The sequence below is a fragment of the Pontibacter harenae genome, from assembly GCF_020907245.1.
GTDB lineage: Bacteria > Bacteroidota > Bacteroidia > Cytophagales > Hymenobacteraceae > Pontibacter > Pontibacter harenae.
The window spans coordinates 1-18,794 of the sequence record NZ_JAJJWH010000014.1 but is presented as its reverse complement, the minus strand read 5'-3'; the positions used below and the strand labels follow the sequence as shown (position 1 = coordinate 18,794).

Here is an 18,794-nt window from a genome sequence, read left to right as displayed (position 1 = left end):
GTTTAAGAACAGCTTATGCGTTTAACGAGTTCTTTATTAATTCCAAAGCTTTAGTAGGTACGGCTTGTAAACCTGCAGTTTCCTTGCCACCAGCTGTGGCATAGAATGGCTGACCACCACCGCCTCCTTTGATTTCCTTTGCCAGTTCGCGCACCAGTTGGCTTGCGTTCAGCTTTTTGTTAGAAACTAAATTATCGGAAAGCATCACGGCAATTTGGGGTTTACCATCAATTTCAGCAGCAAGTACAAGTACTAAATTGTCCACTACCTGGCGCATATCAAAAGCCAGTTTTTTCAGATAATCGGCTGTACTTACATCAACTTTCTCGGCTAAAAAATTCACTCCATCCAGTGGTTGCACCTTTTGCACCAGTTCATCTTTCAGGCTGCTCAGTTGCTTTAGCTCGAACTGCTCCAGTTGCTTTTGCAATGCCTTGTTCTCTTCCTGCAGCTTCTGTACCGCACCAGACACATTGCTTTGCGTGCCCAGCACCTCGCGCACTGCCTGCAGTTCGTTCAACTGTTGCTGCGTGTATTCTTCAGCGGCTCCAGCTGTGATAGCTTCTATACGACGAACACCAGCAGCTACGGAGCTTTCAGAAATAATTTTGAAGTAGCCGATATTGCCTGTGTTCAGCACGTGTGTACCGCCGCAAAGCTCAACGGAATGGTCGCGGCCAAAAGTGATGACACGAACAAATTCGCCGTATTTCTCACCAAACAAAGCCGTAGCTCCCATTTCTTTTGCCTGAGCAATCGGCACATTGCGCTGCTCATCTAAAGGAATACTTTCACGAATGCGTTCGTTCACGATTTGCTCCACCTCGCGCAGTTGCGCCTCCTCTACTTTAGCAAAATGAGAAAAGTCGAAGCGCAGGATTTTTTCACTCACTAAAGAGCCGCGCTGCTGTACGTGCTCGCCTAATACTTTTCTTAAAGCAGCATGCAGTAAGTGTGTAGCCGAGTGGTTCTTACGGATCAGGTTACGACGCGCTGCATCCACTTCACTTCGGAAAGCCGCCTCCACATTTTGTGGCAATTTAGTTGTGATGTGGATGATTAGATCGTTTTCTTTTTTCGTGTCCAACACCTCAATTTGCTCTGCATCCGAGATAAGGAAACCTGTGTCACCTATCTGTCCGCCACTTTCAGCATAAAAAGGAGTTTTATCTAAAACGATATGATATTCACTCTTACTCTTTGTCTTCACTTGGCGGTAACGCACGATATACGATTCAGAAGTATCGCAGTCGTAGCCGATAAACTCGGTTGATGCGTCAGGTTGCAGGATTGTCCAGTCGCTTTGCTCGCTGGCTGAAGCGTTGCGAGAGCGGTTCTTCTGTTGCTCCATCTCCACATCAAAACCAGCTTCGTCTACTTTCAACCCTTTCTCGCGTGCAATTAGCGCTGTCAGGTCCAGCGGGAAACCAAACGTATCGTAAAGTTCAAAGGCGGTTTTGCCGTCGATGGTATTGTTGTTCTCTTTTAACTTGTCTTTAAGCGCACCCAACCTTTGCAGGCCATTATCCAGCGTGCGTAGGAAAGCATTCTCTTCCTCCTCAATTACACGCTGCACAAAACCTAACTGCTGTTTCAGCTCAGGGAATACGTGCGCCAGCTGATCAGCCAGCACTTCGGTTAACTTGTATAGGAAAGGCTTTTTAAAATCAAGGAAAGTAAATCCGTAACGTACAGCACGACGCAGGATACGGCGAATTACGTAACCAGCCTTGTTGTTTGATGGCAACTGTCCGTCAGCAATAGCAAAGGCTATGGCGCGAATATGATCTGAGATGACACGAATAGCAATATCTGTTTTCTCATCGTCGCCATATTTTACCCCTGCTTCCTGCGCTACAAACTGTATCAGCGGCTGGAATACATCAGTGTCATAATTGGAGCGCTTGCCTTGGATAGCCATACATAAACGCTCGAATCCCATACCTGTATCTACGTGCTGTGCAGGCAGTTTTACCAGCGAGCCATCAGCCAGTCGGTTAAACTCCATGAATACGTTGTTCCAGATCTCCACCACCTGCGGATGGTCGTTGTTCACCAGGTCTTTGCCAGGCACCTGCGCAATTTCTTCTTCTGTACGAAGATCAATATGAATTTCTGAGCAAGGACCGCAGGGACCAGAATCGCCCATTTCCCAGAAGTTATCTTTTTTAGATCCGAACAAAATGCGGTCTTCTGAGATCATGGTTTTCCAGATGTCGTATGCATCCTGGTCTTTGCTGAGATTGTCTTTCTCGTCGCCCTGGAAAACAGAAACGTATAGCCTGTCTTTCGGTAGTCCATATACTTCCGTCAGCAGTTCCCACGCCCACTCCAGTGCATCTTTCTTAAAATAGTCACCAAAAGACCAGTTGCCCAGCATTTCAAACATAGTATGGTGGTAAGTGTCATAACCTACTTCCTCTAAGTCGTTGTGCTTGCCACTCACGCGCAGACATTTTTGAGTGTCTACAGCGCGTCTATAAGGGGCGGGTTTAGTGCCCAAAAAGAAATCTTTAAACTGGTTCATACCTGCGTTGGTAAACATCAACGTAGGGTCATCTTTCACCACAATGGGTGCGGAAGGCACCACCTGGTGCTGCTTGGAAGCGAAGAAATCGAGAAACTTCTGTCTAATCTCAGCTGAGTTCATCTATGATTATTAAGCTTTTATATACTTGTCTCTATACTGCTTGTTTAAGAACAAAAAATATAGAATTTTTGCCTTTCAGAAACACACTTACATGCCCTTTACTGAAGAAAGCATTTATGGCAAAAGTAGCATATTTTATGTGGATTCAGTAGTATCGGGGTTAAATTTCATGGTGTTTCTATCCTAAACAGACTAGACCTATGCCTTATAAAGAAAGAGAAATCGAGAAGCAATACTATTCTATTGGCGAGGTAGCCGCCATGTTTGATGTGGCACCGTCGCTTATTCGCTTCTGGGAAACAGAGTTTGAGCAACTGAAGCCGAAAAAGAGCAAGAGTGGTAACCGCCAGTATACACCCAAAGATATTGAAACACTTCGTTCAGTGTATCACCTGGTAAAAGAGCGCGGCTATACCATACAGGGCGCTAAAGAAATGCTGAAAAACAAATCGGTTCAGACAAAAGATAAAATTGAGATTATCGAATCGCTGGAGAAAGTAAAAGCATTTCTGCAAGGTATTAAAGAGCAACTGAATACTAAGCCGTAGATGGCTACCCCGATTTAAGAATTAAAAATCACAAATAAGAAAAGCTTCTATTCATGGATATCCTGCTTTGTTTCACAAATAGACTCTTTCTAGTTGTTTGAATAGCATAAGCCACTACGTAGGCTTCAATGATGGCGGAAGATCAGAAAATATATGAGATTGCTCTTACTCAATTACCTAACATAGGTGCCATAACGGTGCGTATGTTAGTGAGTTACTGTGGTTCTCCTGAAGCTGTGTTTCAGGCAAGAAAGGATAAACTACTAAAAATTCCAGGTGTTGGAGAGAAAACGGCAATTGGTATACTGAATGGAGCTTCCGAGGCTTTACGAAAGGCAGAAAAAATAGCCAAGCAAGCGGAAGACCAGCATGTAAAGGTGCTCTTCTATACCAGTCCAAGCTACCCAGATCGACTTAAAACCGTTGCTGATGCGCCTGTTTTGCTTTATATGCTGGGCAACGCTAACCTGAACACGCGTCGGATGATCAGCATAGTGGGTACCCGCAACGCCACCGACTATGGCCGCATGGTGACAGAACGCATTGTAGAAGATATCAAGCCTTACGGAGCCACGATTGTCAGTGGTCTGGCTTATGGTATTGACATATTCGCACATCGGGCAGCTTTACAAGCTGGTTTACCAACAATAGGTGTGATGGCTACCGGGGCAGATGCTGTTTATCCAGCTGCTCATAAGAAATATGCAGAGCGCATGATTACGCAGGGCGGCTTGCTCACTGAGAATCCTTTCGGCACCAAACCAGATGCCCCACGTTTTCCTGCCCGTAATCGCATAATTGCTGCCCTAGCCGACAGTACCATCGTAGTGGAGGGCGCCATAAAAGGAGGAGCTTTGATTACCGCTGATATTGCCCATAGCTACGACAGAGATGTCATGGCCGTGCCAGGCAATATCACTTCTATCGTTTCGGAAGGCACAAACTATCTGATCAAGTCAAATAAAGCCGCTGCGTATACTTCGGTGCAGGACCTGGTGGAGCTGCTGAACTGGGATTTGCAGGATGAAGCCGCTGCAAAAGCTGCTACTAAAGTATCAGCCTACAATCCTGTCGATTTTACGCCTGACGAGTATAAAGTAGTAGAGCTGTTGCAACAAAGCAAAGAAGAGTTAATTGATAACTTGAGCTGGAAAACACAGATACCAGTCAATCAGCTTTCTTCCGTTTTGCTGGGTTTGGAGTTTAGAGGAATTGTGAGGCAAATGCCAGGGAAGCGTTTTGTGCTGGTAAAGTAAATTGCTTTATGAGTTTTAGCTTTCGTAGCGGCTGTTTATCCTCAGTTTTGCTCACCTATAGTTTTATGGTTTGTTTTGGTGCGCTCCAAGTCCGCGAGGACTCGTTTTCCCCTTCAGCGCTGCTTTCGTTTCCTGCCTAACGGCTGCCGCTCGCGCGGCACCAGAAACTCTCGAGGCGCCTCATGGAAAAACTGGGAACGCTTTTTTCTTCTATCATCAAAAAATAATCATCTTCTTCCGCTAGAACACTAATCTGATAGTTAATCGAAACAAGAAATTTCTTTTCTCGACTACAGAGCAAGAGCCTTAACGAGGTGCACTAATGACGATTTTTTGTTTAGGCCTTCAGCGAGTGGGGGAAGGGGCCCTCTATTCAAAATCGTCTTAATTCTTTTGCACTCCCCTCCTTTTTTCAACTAGTTCTTACACACATCTTTTTTTAAAAAGGGGGAACTATAGCATTGGGTATTAACCTGATTTTCAGAAAAGGGAGTATGAAGGTTGAGGCAGGCATGTTTGCGGGAGCTTTTGTGGACCGTCGGCTGGAGGTGAGGTGTGAGCAGGTTTACAGAGCCATGCTGGATGCAAAGAGTGCGGTTCTGCACCGCTGCTGTCCCGACAGGGCCGCCATGACAGGAGCGTATCGACTTATGAACAACCACCACGTAAGCTATGAGCAAGTGCGGGAACGGCTTACGGGCAACTGGAGCTGTGCCGGCAAACGCATTCTTTGCATCCAGGACACCTCAGAGGCCAACTTCACCAGCCACAGCGGTGCCCTTTCCTCCAAAGACCCGGACATAGGCCCTTTAACCAAGGGCACGCACGCCGGCTTTTTCATGCACCCGAGCCTGTGCCTGGACATGGAGGACGGTTTTCCGCTGGGCCTCTCGGAGCTGCTGCTCTTCAACCGCCGATGGGGCCAGCCCGACAAGCACGAGCGCAGGTACAAAGAGCTTGCCCTGGAGGAGAAGGAAAGCTACCGCTGGCTCGAATGCGCCCAAAGCAGCAGGCAGAAGCTGAGCGATGCCGCTTACGTGCTCTTTGTGGCTGACCGGGAGGCTGACATCTACGAGCTCTTCCACCGGCTGCCTGACGGGAAGAGCGATGTGCTGGTGCGCCTGTGCCGGGACCGTTTGCTTTACCAGGGCAGTGACCAGACACCCAAGATGTCGCAGCAACTCGGGCTGTGCCCGGCAGAGGCCGCTTCATTAGCCGTGCGTAAAAGCGGGCAGCGCAAGGAGCGGGTGGCCGAGCTGCAGGTAAGGTACACGCGGCTGGAGATAGCAAGCCCCATGAACGGCACGGGGGCAAAGACGCACACGCAGGTGTACGTGGTAGAGGCCAGAGAGAAGCCCTCCAGCGCCCCGAAGGGAGAGCAAGCCATCTGCTGGCAGCTTGTCACCAGCATGCCGGGCTCGGGCAGGCAGTGCAGTGCCTCTACTACTACAGCCTGCGCTGGAGAATAGAAGAGCTGTTAGCCATGGTCAAGTCACAGGGCATGAAGCTGGAGGAAAGCAGGCTGGAGAGCGGCAGAGCCTTGAAAGTGATGGCCGCCCTTGCCCTGCAGGCTGGTTTGCAGATCATTCAGCTCAAGGAGGGCAGGGAGCGGGAGGACAAAGCAGCCTGCCTGGCTTTTACCCGACAGGAACTGGTGTTTATGGCTCTGCTGTGCCGGAAGCTGGAGGGTAAGACTCAAAAGCAGCGAAATCCATTCGCCGAAGGCACCATGGCTTATGCAGCCTGGGTCATCGGACGATTAGGTGGGTGGAAAGGACTCAACAGCCAGGGAAAAGCAGGCAACAGGACAATGGCATGGGGACTAGCGGCCTTCAATCAGCAGTTTCAGGGATACCTCTTGGCCAGGAACTGATTATCGCATTTACAAAAAAAGTTATGTGTAAGAACTAGTTTTTCAAGGAGGGGTGCCGTAGGCGGGGTGGTTAATCTCATCAAGGAGAAAAGTAAGGCCCAGCTGGCGAGGCGAAAAGCCTGCAAATAGATATAAGCTTCAAATATCATAACAAGCATTCACATTTAGAATTAAAACTCATTGCAAAAGCAGATTCAAACTAGCCTTTTCATCCCACATGAGTTAACTTCGTTAAACAAACACAACAAGCGTTTTGTTGTAACGACAACACTTGCAGCTCCTAAAGTATCTGCATCACTAACTAAAGCCCTTGAACTACCGCAACCTAAGTTACCTCGTGCTCCTGCTGATCGGAGTGTTTACAGCAGCAAGTCTCTATTTTGCCTCTCGCCTTCGCTTCGACTATAACTTTGATAACTTCTTTCCCAAAGGCGATCCAGACCTGGCCTACTACTTTAGCTACCGCGATAAGTTCGGCAACGACAACGATTACATCCTCATCGGACTCGATAACGACGGAAGTGTCTTTGAGCAGGAGTTCCTGGTGAAGGTGGATAGCCTGACTTCTTTTCTGCAGCGACAGCTGGATGTAACAGCGGTGCTCTCTCCTACTACCGTAAAAAGTCCTGTAATAGAGCATTTCGGCTATTTCGAAATCCCATACCTGCATCTGGAGGAGCCCGCTCGTTATGCGCATGACTCTCTGCAGATTTATCAGAATAGGGAATTAGTAGGCACTTTGTTTTCTGAAGATGCCACAGCCGTTTCACTTTTCATCCAAACAACAGATAACTTATCAAAAGAAGCCAGCGATACATTAGTCGTGGCTATGAAGCAAAGGCTGGCGGAGTTAGAACTGACACAGCACCACATGGCGGGAAAGGCGCTGGCGCAGTCGGTGTTTGTGGAGAAGATGAAAATAGAGCTTGCTATTTTTATGAGTGCCTCCATTGTGCTGGTTATTGTATTTCTCTGGATTTCTTTCCGAACGCTTTGGGGCGTGCTGGTACCGCTGGTGGTAGTATTGCTTTCCATACTCTGGGGCATGGGTGTAATGGGCATTTTCCATAAGCCCCTTGATATAATGACCGTTTTACTCCCAACTATATTGTTCGTGGTGGGAATGTCGGATGTAGTTCATATTATCTCGCGTTACCTGACAGAAATAGGCCAGGGCACAGAAAAAATCAAGGCCCTGAAAATTACCCTGAAAGAAGTAGGATTGGCAACTTTTCTGACCTCCTTCACGACATCCATAGGTTTCCTGACGCTGCTAACAACGGCCATTGTACCCATTCGCGAATTTGGCTTATACACAGCAATAGCTATCGGTCTGGCTTATGTCCTTTCCTTTACAGTTCTTCCAGCTATCCTGCTGCTACTCAAAAAACCTACTCCTAAAGCTCCCAAACGTACTATATTCTCTTGGCCCATCCTGCTGCGCCGTATGCTGAGTTTTGTGCTGCGTTACCCTAAACTTATAATTGGTTGCAGCGGCCTTTTTGTTCTAGTTTCCCTCATTGGTATTTTATTCATCAGGATTGATACTACCATGCTGGAAGATTTAGGAGACGATGATCCTATCATAAAAGATTTCCAGTATTTCGATCAACGGTTTTCAGGTGTGAGGCCTTTTGAACTGCACCTGATTGCTGCGCCAGGACATACAATGTATGAGCCTAAGGTACTGCAAGAAGTAGAAGAACTAGAAATATACCTGCGACAGGATTATGGCCTTAACTTTATACTTTCTCCAGCAACTGTAGTAAAGACTATAAACAGAGCCCAGAACGGCGGCTTGCAGGATTACTATAAATTGCCCGAAAGCAAACGCCAGTGGCAGCAGGCACAACGGCAACTCCAGGCGTTCCGAAACCGCAGTGAGTTAACTGCCGTGGTGACAGCTGATGCGCAGGAAGGTCGCCTGAGCGGGAAAATGCCTGATGTAGGTAGCGCACAAGCCACAGTGCTGAATGGTTCCCTACGTTCCTTTATTAGTCAGAACATAGATCCAGAGCTGCTGCAAACACGGCTCACAGGAAGTGCGCTGCTGCTGGACAAGAATAATGAGTATGTGGTGTCCAACATGATGCAGGGTTTACTTATTGCCTTTCTGGTTATCGCTGCGATTGTTGGTTTGATCTTCCGATCGTTCAAAATGGTGATGCTCTCACTTATTCCGAATATCATTCCGCTGCTCATGATCGGCGGCATGATCGGCTATTTAGGAATTAACCTCACCGTTTCAATTTCTATTATCTTCACCATCGCCTTTGGTATAGCCGTAGATGACACCATACATTTCCTGAGTAAGCTGAAACTGGAGTTGATGGCTGGGAAATCACTGCCTTATGCTATTAAACGAACTTTTATCTCTGCAGGAAAAGCTATCATCATCACCTCCTGCATTCTGGTAGCAGGCTTCCTGACTTTGCTGTTTTCCACCTTCGATGCCACCTATTATGTAGGTGTTTTCGTGAGTCTTACATTGGTGTTTGCCGTAGTGGCTGATTTGTTTTTGTTGCCTGTGCTCATCCTGTACTTCTACAAACCAAAGAGAAAATAAATTGTGGCTTATTGAAGAAGGTTAGCCATATTTGTATGTTGTAAACTATTTCAGGAAGAAGCGATGAAGAATAGACTACTGATTATGGCAGTATTTTGCCTCTCAGTATTGGGGGCACAGGCGCAGCAGCAAGAGCAACTAAAACAGCAAGAGGAAGATAATCTGACGGAGATTATGAGCGAGCGCGAGCAGCTTATAATGGAATATCAGTATTTGAACCAGCAGAACAGCAACTTCTGGGGCAAAAAGTCTAAGCAGGACTTAATGAGCATCATCGAAACGCTTAAAAAGATCATCAACAAAGATACAGAACTGGTAGCGGCTGTTAAAGAAGCAACCATTAAAAGAGTAGCCGCATCGACAGTAGACCAGCAGCGTGCCGTAAAAATAACGGTGGAGGATAAACGTAACATCGATGCACAAATAAATGATTTGAAAGGGCAGATTAAAACCCTTCAGACCAATAGTAAGAAACGTGAACGCATTATCAAAGACCTGGAAGCAGAGTTGAAAGGTGCCGACGACATACGTTATGGTAAGGACAAAGTAATCTCTGTGCTGGCAGTAGTTTCATTTATACTGCTACTCTATGCAGTATTCCTGCAGGTGCGCCTGAACAATTCGAAGGTAGCGCCTAAAAAGAAAGTGGTCAGGAAAAAGGCGTAATTTGACCTTTAGATTCCCTAGAACATGCTTGTTCTGGAATTAAGTTATAGTTTAAGTTTGTTACGTATGATGGCTGGCCGAAATGACTAGCGGGTAATAACGTCTAAATAAAAAATCATAAAAGATAAGGCTGGCGTATAAACACCAGCCTTTCTTATTTTAAATACATGAGTGAAATTTTGTATGAACTGAAGCAGGTCCAGGAGCTGCTTAAAATTGAACAGGAAGAAGATCGCCAGCAATATAAGCTGAAGAGCATGAAAAGCACCATTACCGAACGCAAGGAAATGGGCTTCTGCTGGTATCCTGTGGTAATTGTGAAAGAAGAGTTTGGCTTTGGCAATAAGGTAGTAATCGAACTGGAGCGTACAAAAGACCGCGACCAGCTACACCTTTTCCAGACAGGCAAAGCTGCCTCTTTGTTCAGTAACAGCGGCGAGCGCCAAAGTATAAGCGGCGTTATTGTTGGCCTTAGGCGCAATAAAGTGTTGTTGGCTACAAACAAAGAAGACCTCCCTGATTGGATAGAAGATGGTCGGCTTGGAATTGATCTCACTTTTGATGAGATGAGCTACCGTGAGATGGAAATTGCCATGAAAAAGGTGATAGAAGCTTATAAAACGCGGCTGGCCGAACTGCGCGATATTTTGCTGGGCGATGTGGCTCCGCAGTTTACTGATGAGCAGATGGAGGATATTTCTTCGTTAAACGAGTCGCAGAATGAGGCGGTACGGAAAATTGTGCAGGCAAAAGATGTAGCAATTATTCATGGACCTCCAGGCACAGGTAAAACGACTACGCTGGTGCAGGCTATCTTACAAACGCTCCTCACGCAAAAGCGCCTGTTGGTTACAGCTCCTTCAAACACAGCAGTAGATTTACTTACTGAAAAGCTGGCAAACGAAGGCGTAAATGTAACACGCATAGGCAACCCTTCCAGGGTATCGGACGTGTTGCTGGAGCATACATTGGATGCACAGGTGATGGCGCATCGCTCCTACAAAAACCTAAAAGAGTACCGCAAAACCGCTGAAGAATATAAGCGCATGGCTAATCAGTTTAAGCGTAAGTTTGGGCATGAAGAGCGAGCACAAAGGCAGTTCTTTAAGTCAGAGAGCCGCCGTTTACTTGATGAAGCAGATCGGATTGAAGAATATATTTCGGAAGATGTGCTGTCAAATGCGCAGGTAATTACCTGTACCCTTGTTGGTGCTGCCAACAGAGCCATACGTCATTTTGAGTATGATACCGTCTTTATAGATGAGGCGGCTCAGGCGTTAGAGCCTGCCTGCTGGATTCCAATATCGAGGGCGAAACGTGTGGTATTGGCAGGTGACCACTGCCAACTCCCTCCTACTGTAAAATCATTCGAAGCCGAAAAAGGCGGACTTGGCAAAACACTATTTGAAAAATGCATTGAGCGGCAGCAAAATGTAGGCGTCATGCTGAAAACACAGTACCGCATGCACCACCATATTATGCAGTTTTCGAACGAACAGTTTTATCACGGAGAACTGAAAGCGGATGCAAGTGTACACGATAGTGACCTGAGCCATTATAGCAAAGCATTTGCGCCTGGTTTGGCTGTGGAGTTTGTGGATACTGCGGGTTGCGGCTATAACGAAGTGGACCGTGAAGAGAGCCAGAGCTCCGCTAACCCAGAGGAAGCGAACCTGTTGCTCAACCACCTGGTACACCTACTAAAAGATTACACGCCAACCGAAGAAGAACAAGAGCCTTTGCGTATAGGAGTAATAGCACCGTACCGTGCCCAAATAAATTACCTGGAGGACCGCGTGGAGCACACGCCCCTACTGCACGAACTGAAACTGAAACGTGAACTTTCCGTTGGTACAGTAGATAGTTTCCAGGGGCAGGAACGTGATATTATCTATATCAGCATGACGCGCAGCAACGATTTGGGCGAAATAGGCTTTTTGGCCGATATAAGAAGAATGAACGTTGCCATGACACGGGCTAAGAAAAAACTGGTGATTGTGGGCGATAGTGCCACTCTGAGTCAGCACCCGTTTTATGCTGATTTCATAACCTATGTAGAAAGTATAAACTCTTATCGCAGCGTTTGGGAACTAACGGAATTGATGGAGTAGCTCACGCTGCGATTAATTAGAAATAAAAGGTGTGAGTGGCCGAGCTCGTAATTTATCCAAGCTTCGGCAAGGCGGCTTAAGATAAAATTCTTACCTTAGTTTAAAACACACTAGAAACTCAAATAACTATTAGTCATGAAAATCGACAAGAACAAAGTGGTTTCGCTCACCTACGAGCTTCGGATTGATAACGAGAAAGGCGAGCAAAGCCTGGTTGAAGTTGCCAACGAAGAGCAGCCGATGGTGTTTATTTATGGCATGAGCGGCCTTCCTGACCAGTTTGAGGAGAACCTGAATGGCCTGAATACAGGCGACTCTTTTGATTTTAAACTGGATTCTGATGATGGCTATGGTGATATTGATGAGAATGCAGTAGTTGAGCTCCCGATGCAGGTTTTCCAGGTAGATGGCAGCGTTCCTGATAACATGCTGGAAGCAGGTAACTTTATACCTATGGCAGACAGCGAGGGCAACCAGCTACAGGGCCGTGTAGCAGAAGTAAAAGACGATTCAGTTATTATGGACTTCAACCATCCTTTGGCAGGCAAAGAGCTTCACTTTAAAGGCAAAGTTGAAAACGTACGCGAGGCCACGCCAGAAGAAATCGACCACGGCCATGTACATGGCGAAGGTGGCCATCATCACTAAAAAATAGAATATTACTTATTGATACGTTTCGAAAAGAGCAGCCTTTTAGCTGCTCTTTTTGTTTTAAAGAGAATTATATTGTCATTTCGACCATCGGGAGAAATCTGGAATACTTTTTCATTATATATCAGATTTCTCACTACCGTTCGAAATGACAGCCTGTATGATTGATAAAAATTAAGTTTGATTTTTCATCAAAAAACAATGCTGCAGTGCCTCCTTCCTGAAGCTGAATTAGTAGAGCATACTAAAGAGCACTCCTCAACTGCTTAACATAAGCCACCAACTCTGGAAAGAATAGTGCGAAATCGGCTGCATACAAAGTATAGTTCTCTACTAACTCTTCGGCTGCTGTTTCCATACCAGAAGCAAAAGCGGCTCTTCGGCTCATGCCCGTTAAAGCCTGCCCCACTCCTTCCACCCTGGCATAACTAAGCAGCCAGTTGTGCTGCATCATATGCGGAAAAAAATGCTGTACCCGCTGAGGCAGCAGGTGAGAATTGCTATTGATGATATTGTAAACCCGCTGCGTATAACGCTCTAGCGGCTCCTGCGCGTACTGCTCAAACTGACTAGCCAGAAAATGGTCGAAAAACATGTCGGCTACAACAGGGGCATATTTTCTATACTTAGGTCGAAGGCGGGCTTTGGATTCAGCCACTATAGGATGTGTGTCGGTGTAGGTATCGATGAGGCGGTGCAGGCGTATTCCTTTGGCTATACCTGGTGCGTAGGTAGCTCCTTGCTTGCCTTTTACGGCATCGGCTATAAAATTCCCGAACAGCAGCTCTTCATCATCACCAGAAAGAAACACATGAGCCAGATAATTCAAAACAAAAAGTATAAATTGGGTTCAAAACAATTATTTATTTATCCTGTTCTTAAGGAAATAAGCTAAAGCAGATAGATCTCAAGTATAAACCATAAGCTGTTTTACAGCGTAATCTTAAACTGACCTAACAAGAAAACTATGAATACAGATCAAAATACGATGGAAAACCTCCAAAAGCTAATAGACCTGATAAAAGATATTGACATTGCCATGATGACGACGCAGGACGAGGATGGCAGCCTCCGCAGTCGCCCTATGCGTACCTCTGAGACGAAAGCAGACGGTACAATGTGGTTCTTTACAGGTTACCATTCAGGCAAGTCTGAAGAGTTGAAACACGATTCACATGTTAATCTTAGCTTTGCCAACACAAGCGACCAAACTTACATTTCGGTTTCGGGTAGAGCAACATTAACCAAAGATAAAGCAAAGATTGATGAACTTTGGAATCCTGCCCTCAAAGCCTGGTTTCCTGAAGGAAAAGAAGATCCGAATGTTGGGCTGATAAAAGTGACGATTGACAAAGCAGAATACTGGGATGCGCCAAACAGCGCGGTAGTACATTTATATGGAATGGTAAAAGCTGCCATTACTGGAGAGCCCGCACATCCAGGAGATAACAAGAAAATAAACCTATAACTAATTTGATTGAAAGGAATTGAAACGACTGATTCCTTACAAAGCACCTGCCATACAAGATGGCAGGTGCTTTTTTAGTGTACAGCATAAATTTTTAGCTGACTTTATCACGTAATAAACTGCCGTTGCTGGTGAAACCACGCAGCAAGGGTAAGCACTAAGTCTGCAAAAAACTAGCGCTTGTATATAGTCACCCTCTATTTCAAACCTCACTTTGAAAAATGCTGCCCTAACTTATCAAGCACGCCTCACCACCCTTACTTTGTTCGGCATCCGCAACGGGCACATACGATGGGGATTAGCGCAGATGGGGACATCTGTGCCGAAACTGGCGAAGGTGCCAGGACTACTTTTTTATAAACTGCTGGGAAGTGGGCATGGCAAGGGTTTCAGTATTAAGCCTAACTTCAGGCGCTACGGCCTGATGTGCACGTGGGAAAGCGAAGCTGCCGCCGATGCTTTTCTTCAAAACTCAGAGCTGATACAAGAATATAAGCAGCATACTGTTGAAATATGGACTGTAAAATTGCTTCCGCTGCAGTCACATGGATTTTGGGATAGGCAGAACCCCTTTAATCCTGTTCTTGATGCTTCACCATCGGCTGGTCCTGTAGCCGTGATAACGCGAGCAAGTATAAATTGGCTGGCTTTGCCCAGCTTCTGGCGATTTGTGCCTCGCACCAGTACCGCTTTAGAAAGTGCCGAAGGCTTGCTTTGCTCTATCGGTTTGGGGGAATTACCTTTAATTCGTCAGGCTACCTTTAGTGTCTGGGAATCTGTGGAGGCAATGAAAAGCTATGTCTACAAACATCCGCTGCACCAGGAGGTAATACGCCGCACCCGAGCAGAGAATTGGTACAGCGAAGAACTCTTTGCTCGCTTTATACCAATGAATAGCAGCGGTACCTGGAATGGTGTTGATCCGCTACGGGAGGTTCTGCAATAGGAGTTGCTACAATTTTATAGTTGCTCTAAACCATCTAAAGCCTCCTGCAAGCGCATCTGCACTGCTTCATACATGCGGTAGCCACGGTTCAACAAAAATAGTTTTTTCGGACTGAGCAGGTACAAACTAGGAAAAGCATTGGCCTGCAACTGGTGCGCAATCATAAAGTCTTGTGCTGTTTTTTCCTTTGCCTCTTCCGATACAAAGCTGGCAATAAAAACCTCCAGTTCTACATCAAAGCCTAAGGCTACATTAGCCAATACCTCTGTTTTATTTATATCTTTCCCATAAGCATAGAATGCTTTCTGCAGAGCTTCCGCAAAAGCAAACTCTGCCTCAGGCTTCATATAGCGCATCGTTACGACAGCCCTGCAAGCTGGTTCAGAATCATAGATAAAACCTTCGTCGAGTAATTTGTAACTGAAAGGCTGATCAGTGATCTGCTCCACCTCCTGCCAATGATGTCGCAGTGTCCGCTTATACTGCTCGTCCAGTTCTGTGCTTGAGCCAGGCCTTAAACCTCCCATCACCAGCTTCAGCTCCAACTGACCTTTATACTCCTCGGCTACGCGTTGCATCACGGGTGCAAACCCATAGCACCATGAGCACATCGGATCCATTACGTATACCAACTGCGGCTTTTTTGCCTGTTCATTGTTTTCCTGAGACATAGTTCCTATCTGAAACGTAAAGATAAGGCAATCATAGTAAATTTCCTGCCCTGTATGTTTGTGTTCAGATTTTGCTAGCTCTTAAAATCTGAGAACTTATTATTTGTCGCAGGTTTAGCATTAATGCTACTTGTGGCTGTACAAGGGCAAATTTAGAACTTGCGTTACCTGCCATTATCTCATCCGCAAGTCACAGACTTGGCCCATGTAACACCACCAGTTACCGCTTCGACTAAACTGGCGGTATGTATAGGACTGTATAGTCATAAACAAATTCTAATACTTGATACGTGCTACGTGCGTCGTAAAAATCTCTCTTAAAACTTTTGTCTTTTTAGCTTAACTTAGCGGTTTAACACAGAAACACGACCTTCAGATAAAGATGTCAGAATATAACTTCAATCAGATTGAGAAAAAATGGCAGCGTTACTGGGAAGAGAACCAGACGTTTAAAGCCGAAGCAAAAAGTGAGAAACCTAAATACTACGCCCTCGACATGTTCCCTTATCCTTCGGGAGCAGGTTTGCACGTGGGACACCCGCTAGGCTACATCGCCTCTGACATCGTGAGCCGCTACAAAAGGCTGCAAGGCTATAATGTGCTGCACCCGATGGGCTTCGATGCCTTCGGTTTGCCAGCCGAACAATATGCCATCCAGACTGGGCAGCACCCAGCCATTACCACAGAGCAGAACATCAAGCGCTATGTAGAGCAGCTCAAAAACATCGGCTTCTCGTTTGATTGGGAGCGTGAAATCCGTACGTCCGAGCCTAGCTACTATAAGTGGACGCAGTGGATTTTCATGCAGCTGTTTAACAGCTACTATAACTACAGCACCGACAAAGCAGAACCGATTGATGCGCTTGTGCGCGTATTCGAGCAAAGCGGAAACGAGAAAGTAAACGCTGCCTGCGACGAAGATACGGCTGCTTTCTCTTCTCATGATTGGCAGAATTATAACGAGCATCAGAAATCGGAGATATTACTGAAGTATAGATTAACGTATGTGGCTGAGGCCATCGTGAACTGGTGCCCAGCCCTAGGTACAGTATTGGCCAACGACGAAGTGGTAGGCGGTGTATCGGAGCGTGGCGGATACCCTGTAGAGCGGAAGCGTATGCGCCAATGGATGATGCGCATCACGGCCTATTCCGAACGTCTGCTGCAAGGACTGGATACCATAGATTGGCCTGAGCCAATTAAGGAAATGCAACGCAACTGGATCGGCAAATCTGTCGGTGCTGAAATGGCTTTCCCAGTAGAAAATTCTGATGAGAAGATAAAGGTATTCACCACGCGTATTGATACCGTTTACGGCGTAACGTTCCTGGTGCTGGCGCCTGAGCACGAGTTGGTGGAGCAGTTTACTACCGATGAACAACGTGCGACAGTAGAAGAATATGTGTCGGTAGCCAAGAACCGTTCAGAGCGCGAGCGTATGACGGATGTGAAAACAGTTTCGGGAGCCTTTACAGGTTCTTACGCCATTAATCCTTTTAACAACGAGCGTATTCCTATTTACATTGCCGATTACGTGTTGGCTGGTTACGGTACGGGTGCTGTAATGGCCGTTCCTTCTGGCGACCAGCGCGACTGGAACTTTGCCAAGCATTTCAACCTGCCTATTGTACCTGTTTCAGATGCACAGAAAGACATCGATACACAAGCAGACAATACGAAAGAAGGGCACTACATTAACTCTGGCATCGTAAACGGCCTTACATATCAGGAAGCGTTGCCTGTACTGGTGAAGTTTTTAGAAGAAAATAAACTGGGCAAGGCAAGAATCAACTATAGAATGCGCGATGCAGTGTTCAGCCGCCAACGTTATTGGGGTGAGCCTGTGCCTGTATACTTTAAAGATAGGATTCCACACCTGCTGGAAGAAAGTGAATTGCCGTTAGAGCTGCCAAAGATCGATGCTTACCTGCCAACCGAAACAGGAGAGCCGCCGCTAGGCCGTGCCGTGGACTGGAAGTATAACGGACAGTATGAATATGAGCTGAGCACCATGCCAGGTTGGGCAGGCTCCAGCTGGTACTGGTACCGCTACATGGACCCTAAAAACGACGAGGCCTTTGCTGCAGAAGACATTGTAAACTATTGGCGCAACGTGGACCTATACATTGGTGGTTCGGAGCACGCTACGGGTCACCTGCTCTACTCCCGCTTCTGGAACAAGTTTATGTTTGATATGGGACTAGTGCCTGAACAAGAACCGTTCAAAAAGCTCATCAACCAGGGCATGATCCAGGGCCGCTCTAACTTTGTGTATAGATACAAGTCATCTGAGAAAACCCAACCTAAATATTATTCTCTTAATAAAGCTAAAGAAAAGGCTCATGAATTACATGATTCTCTAGGAGCAATTTCACAACTTAATAAGGAAGCATCAAATCTTGTTACAGAAGGTAAGTACTCTATACATCCATTAGATGAGTACTTTACAAGGCTGCACGTGGACGTGAACATAGTAGAAAATGATGTGCTAGACATGGAAGCCTTTAAAAGTTGGAGACAGGAGAACGCTGAGGCTGAATTTATACTTGAAGACGGCAAATACATTTGCGGTGTTGAGATTGAAAAGATGTCGAAGTCGAAGTACAATGTGGTAAATCCTGATGACATTGTAGAGCGACAAGGCGCTGATACGCTGCGCATGTACGAGATGTTCCTGGGACCACTGGAGCAGTTCAAGCCATGGAATACCAACGGCATGGATGGTGTACATAAGTTCCTAAAGCGTTTCTGGAACCTATTCCACGATAAAAACGGCAACTTTGCTGTGTCTGATGAGGCTCCTACAGCTGCTGAACTGAAGTCGCTGCACAAGACGATAAAGAAAGTGGAGGAAGATATCGAGCGCTTCTCTTTTAATACTTCGGTTTCAACTTTCATGATCTGTGCAAACGAACTGACACAGCTGAAGTGTAATAAACGCGCCATACTGGAGCCGCTTACTGTTATACTTTCACCTTACGCACCGCACATTACCGAGGAGCTTTGGGAGAAGCTGGGCTACAGCGAAAGCATCAGTTATGCTTCTTTCCCAGTATGGAACGAGGAGTATCTGGTAGAGAATACGTTTGAATATCCTGTATCAGTGAACGGTAAAATGCGTGCTAAATTGACTTTTGCTACGGATACTCCACGTGAAGAAATTGAGAAAGCCGTGTTAGCTGATGAGCAGGTAACCAAATTTTTTGATGGAAAGCCGCCGAAGAAAATTATTATTGTGCCAAACAAAATAATAAATGTGGTAGTATAAATAGCTCCATCTTACTAACTAAACCAGAAGCCGTTCAAGTTTATGCTTGGCGGCTTTTGGTTTTAAATAAAGCACTAAGTAGGGAGTGTAATTTAAACTGTGTCATTTCCATATTTCAAT

General features: G+C 46.1%; 14 protein-coding genes. 11 read left to right on the top strand and 3 right to left on the bottom strand.

Features of this window, described 5'->3' with window-relative positions:
• Positions 1–13: 13 nt before the first annotated feature.
• Positions 14–2,650 carry an alanine--tRNA ligase gene (gene alaS, locus LN893_RS09240; protein ID WP_229969532.1) on the bottom strand — a complete coding sequence of 879 codons (2,637 nt, stop codon included), beginning with the start codon at positions 2,648–2,650 and terminating at the stop codon, positions 14–16.
• A 200-nt stretch (positions 2,651–2,850) separates the two neighbouring features.
• Between alaS and LN893_RS09235 the strand changes: the two genes are divergently transcribed.
• From LN893_RS09235 to LN893_RS09200, 8 genes are all read left to right on the top strand, one after another.
• Positions 2,851–3,198 (top strand): MerR family transcriptional regulator, encoded by a 348-nt coding sequence (locus LN893_RS09235; protein WP_229969531.1) that lies wholly within the window; start codon positions 2,851–2,853, stop codon positions 3,196–3,198.
• 128 nt (positions 3,199–3,326) lie between these two features.
• Positions 3,327–4,454 (top strand): DNA-processing protein DprA, encoded by a 1,128-nt coding sequence (gene dprA, locus LN893_RS09230; RefSeq protein ID WP_369427668.1) that lies wholly within the window; start codon positions 3,327–3,329, stop codon positions 4,452–4,454.
• A gap of 461 nt (positions 4,455–4,915) precedes the next feature.
• Positions 4,916–5,923 (top strand): IS4 family transposase, encoded by a 1,008-nt coding sequence (locus LN893_RS09225; RefSeq protein ID WP_229969530.1) that lies wholly within the window; start codon positions 4,916–4,918, stop codon positions 5,921–5,923.
• Between the two features lie 14 nt (positions 5,924–5,937).
• Complete coding sequence (locus tag LN893_RS09220) at positions 5,938–6,327, top strand: hypothetical protein (protein WP_229969529.1); 390 nt, start codon at positions 5,938–5,940, stop codon at positions 6,325–6,327.
• A 310-nt stretch (positions 6,328–6,637) separates the two neighbouring features.
• A complete protein-coding gene (locus tag LN893_RS09215) occupies positions 6,638–8,893 on the top strand; it encodes an efflux RND transporter permease subunit (protein ID WP_229969528.1) in 2,256 nt (751 codons plus the stop codon).
• 63 nt (positions 8,894–8,956) lie between these two features.
• Complete coding sequence (locus LN893_RS09210; RefSeq protein ID WP_229969527.1) at positions 8,957–9,559, top strand: hypothetical protein; 603 nt, start codon at positions 8,957–8,959, stop codon at positions 9,557–9,559.
• Between the two features lie 167 nt (positions 9,560–9,726).
• A complete protein-coding gene (locus LN893_RS09205) occupies positions 9,727–11,670 on the top strand; it encodes an AAA domain-containing protein (protein ID WP_229969526.1) in 1,944 nt (647 codons plus the stop codon).
• A 135-nt stretch (positions 11,671–11,805) separates the two neighbouring features.
• Positions 11,806–12,318, top strand: a complete 513-nt coding sequence (locus LN893_RS09200) for an FKBP-type peptidyl-prolyl cis-trans isomerase (RefSeq protein ID WP_229969525.1) — start codon at positions 11,806–11,808, stop codon at positions 12,316–12,318.
• A 247-nt stretch (positions 12,319–12,565) separates the two neighbouring features.
• Here LN893_RS09200 and LN893_RS09195 read toward each other — a convergent pair whose 3' ends face one another.
• Positions 12,566–13,150, bottom strand: a complete 585-nt coding sequence (locus LN893_RS09195) for an acyl carrier protein phosphodiesterase (protein WP_229969524.1) — start codon at positions 13,148–13,150, stop codon at positions 12,566–12,568.
• A gap of 138 nt (positions 13,151–13,288) precedes the next feature.
• Between LN893_RS09195 and LN893_RS09190 the strand changes: the two genes are divergently transcribed.
• On the top strand, positions 13,289–13,789 hold the full coding sequence (locus LN893_RS09190) for a pyridoxamine 5'-phosphate oxidase family protein (protein WP_229969523.1): 501 nt from the start codon (positions 13,289–13,291) through the stop codon (positions 13,787–13,789).
• A 214-nt stretch (positions 13,790–14,003) separates the two neighbouring features.
• On the top strand, positions 14,004–14,735 hold the full coding sequence (locus LN893_RS09185) for a spheroidene monooxygenase (protein WP_229969522.1): 732 nt from the start codon (positions 14,004–14,006) through the stop codon (positions 14,733–14,735).
• Positions 14,736–14,749: 14 nt separating this feature from the next.
• Here LN893_RS09185 and LN893_RS09180 read toward each other — a convergent pair whose 3' ends face one another.
• Complete coding sequence (locus LN893_RS09180) at positions 14,750–15,406, bottom strand: DsbA family protein (protein ID WP_229969521.1); 657 nt, start codon at positions 15,404–15,406, stop codon at positions 14,750–14,752.
• Between the two features lie 382 nt (positions 15,407–15,788).
• Here LN893_RS09180 and LN893_RS09175 point away from each other — a divergent pair, with 382 nt between their 5' ends.
• Positions 15,789–18,674, top strand: coding sequence for a leucine--tRNA ligase (locus LN893_RS09175; protein WP_229969520.1), 2,886 nt, complete (start codon positions 15,789–15,791; stop codon positions 18,672–18,674).
• The last annotated feature ends 120 nt before the right edge of the window (positions 18,675–18,794 follow it).